We start from the raw sequence: 3,165 nt of genomic DNA, 5'->3' as shown, positions 1-3,165 counted from the left end.
TATGTTCTTTGAAAACTAGATAACAGTGTAGCTCATATTTTTTAATTTTAGTTTGGTTAAGTTAGAAAGGGCGCACGGTGGATGCCTTGACACTAGGAGTCGATGAAGGACGGGACTAACGCCGATATGCTTCGGGGAGCTGTAAGTAAGCTTTGATCCGAAGATTTCCGAATGGGGAAACCCACTATACGTAATGGTATGGTATCCTTACCTGAATACATAGGGTATGGAAGACAGACCCAGGGAACTGAAACATCTAAGTACCTGGAGGAAGAGAAAGCAAATGCGATTTCCTGAGTAGCGGCGAGCGAAACGGAATCTAGCCCAAACCAAGAGGCTTGCCTCTTGGGGTTGTAGGACATTCTATACGGAGTTACAAAGGAACGAGGTAGACGAAGCGGCCTGGAAAGGCCCGTCACAGAAGGTAACAACCCTGTAGTCGAAACTTCGTTCTCTCTTGAATGTATCCTGAGTACGGCGGAACACGTGAAATTCCGTCGGAATCTGGGAGGACCATCTCCCAAGGCTAAATACTCCCTAGTGATCGATAGTGAACCAGTACCGTGAGGGAAAGGTGAAAAGCACCCCGGAAGGGGAGTGAAAGAGATCCTGAAACCGTGTGCCTACAAATAGTCAGAGCCCGTTAATGGGTGATGGCGTGCCTTTTGTAGAATGAACCGGCGAGTTACGATCCCGTGCGAGGTTAAGTTGAAGAGACGGAGCCGCAGCGAAAGCGAGTCTGAATAGGGCGTTTAGTACGTGGTCGTAGACCCGAAACCAGGTGATCTACCCATGTCCAGGGTGAAGTTCAGGTAACACTGAATGGAGGCCCGAACCCACGCACGTTGAAAAGTGCGGGGATGAGGTGTGGGTAGCGGAGAAATTCCAATCGAACCTGGAGATAGCTGGTTCTCCCCGAAATAGCTTTAGGGCTAGCCTTAAGTGTAAGAGTCTTGGAGGTAGAGCACTGATTGAACTAGGGGTCCTCATCGGATTACCGAATTCAGTCAAACTCCGAATGCCAATGACTTATCCTTAGGAGTCAGACTGCGAGTGATAAGATCCGTAGTCAAGAGGGAAACAGCCCAGATCGCCAGCTAAGGTCCCAAAGTGTGTATTAAGTGGAAAAGGATGTGGAGTTGCTTAGACAACTAGGATGTTGGCTTAGAAGCAGCCACCATTTAAAGAGTGCGTAATAGCTCACTAGTCGAGTGACTCTGCGCCGAAAATGTACCGGGGCTAAATACACCACCGAAGCTGCGAATTGATACCAATGGTATCAGTGGTAGGGGAGCGTTCTAAGTGCAGTGAAGTCAGACCGGAAGGACTGGTGGAGCGCTTAGAAGTGAGAATGCCGGTATGAGTAGCGAAAGACGGGTGAGAATCCCGTCCACCGAATGCCTAAGGTTTCCTGAGGAAGGCTCGTCCGCTCAGGGTTAGTCAGGACCTAAGCCGAGGCCGACAGGCGTAGGCGATGGACAACAGGTTGATATTCCTGTACCACCTCTTTATCGTTTGAGCAATGGAGGGACGCAGAAGGATAGAAGAAGCGTGCGATTGGTTGTGCACGTCCAAGCAGTTAGGCTGATAAGTAGGCAAATCCGCTTATCGTGAAGGCTGAGCTGTGATGGGGAAGCTCCTTATGGAGCGAAGTCTTTGATTCCCCGCTGCCAAGAAAAGCTTCTAGCGAGATAAAAGGTGCCTGTACCGCAAACCGACACAGGTAGGCGAGGAGAGAATCCTAAGGTGTGCGAGAGAACTCTGGTTAAGGAACTCGGCAAAATGACCCCGTAACTTCGGGAGAAGGGGTGCTTTCTTAACGGAAAGCCGCAGTGAATAGGCCCAAGCGACTGTTTAGCAAAAACACAGGTCTCTGCGAAGCCGTAAGGCGAAGTATAGGGGCTGACACCTGCCCGGTGCTGGAAGGTTAAGGAGAGGGGTTAGCGTAAGCGAAGCTCTGAACTGAAGCCCCAGTAAACGGCGGCCGTAACTATAACGGTCCTAAGGTAGCGAAATTCCTTGTCGGGTAAGTTCCGACCCGCACGAAAGGTGTAACGATTTGGGCACTGTCTCAACCAGAGACTCGGTGAAATTATAGTACCTGTGAAGATGCAGGTTACCCGCGACAGGACGGAAAGACCCCGTGGAGCTTTACTGTAGCCTGATATTGAATTTTGGTACAGTTTGTACAGGATAGGCGGGAGCCATTGAAACCGGAGCGCTAGCTTCGGTGGAGGCGCTGGTGGGATACCGCCCTGACTGTATTGAAATTCTAACCTACGGGTCTTATCGACCCGGGAGACAGTGTCAGGTGGGCAGTTTGACTGGGGCGGTCGCCTCCTAAAGTGTAACGGAGGCGCCCAAAGGTTCCCTCAGAATGGTTGGAAATCATTCGTAGAGTGCAAAGGCATAAGGGAGCTTGACTGCGAGACCTACAAGTCGAGCAGGGACGAAAGTCGGGCTTAGTGATCCGGTGGTTCCGCATGGAAGGGCCATCGCTCAACGGATAAAAGCTACCCCGGGGATAACAGGCTTATCTCCCCCAAGAGTCCACATCGACGGGGAGGTTTGGCACCTCGATGTCGGCTCATCGCATCCTGGGGCTGTAGTCGGTCCCAAGGGTTGGGCTGTTCGCCCATTAAAGCGGTACGCGAGCTGGGTTCAGAACGTCGTGAGACAGTTCGGTCCCTATCCGTCGTGGGCGTAGGAAATTTGAGAGGAGCTGTCCTTAGTACGAGAGGACCGGGATGGACGCACCGCTGGTGTACCAGTTGTTCTGCCAAGGGCATAGCTGGGTAGCTATGTGCGGAAGGGATAAGTGCTGAAAGCATCTAAGCATGAAGCCCCCCTCAAGATGAGATTTCCCATAGCGTAAGCTAGTAAGATCCCTGAAAGATGATCAGGTTGATAGGTTCGAGGTGGAAGCATGGTGACATGTGGAGCTGACGAATACTAATAGATCGAGGACTTAACCATATAATATGTAGCAATGTTATCTAGTTTTGAAGGAATATGCCTTCATAGTTTGGTGATGATGGCAGAGAGGTCACACCCGTTCCCATACCGAACACGGAAGTTAAGCTCTCTAGCGCCGATGGTAGTTGGGACCTTGTCCCTGTGAGAGTAGGACGTCGCCAAGCTATTTATATCATCGCGGGGTGGAGC

2 rRNA genes are annotated in these 3,165 nt (G+C 51.0%); both read left to right on the top strand.

The features are described 5' to 3' along the window. Positions 1 to 54: 54 nt before the first annotated feature. Positions 55 to 2,976 (top strand): 23S ribosomal RNA (locus tag VK90_RS26285). Between the two features lie 48 nt (positions 2,977 to 3,024). Then, positions 3,025 to 3,140 (top strand): 5S ribosomal RNA (gene rrf / locus VK90_RS26280). Positions 3,141 to 3,165 lie beyond the last annotated feature (25 nt).

Source organism: Bacillus sp. LK2, assembly GCF_001043575.1.
Lineage (GTDB): Bacteria > Bacillota > Bacilli > Bacillales > Bacillaceae_G > Bacillus_A > Bacillus_A paramycoides.
This window is presented reverse-complemented; position numbering and strand designations above follow the sequence as displayed.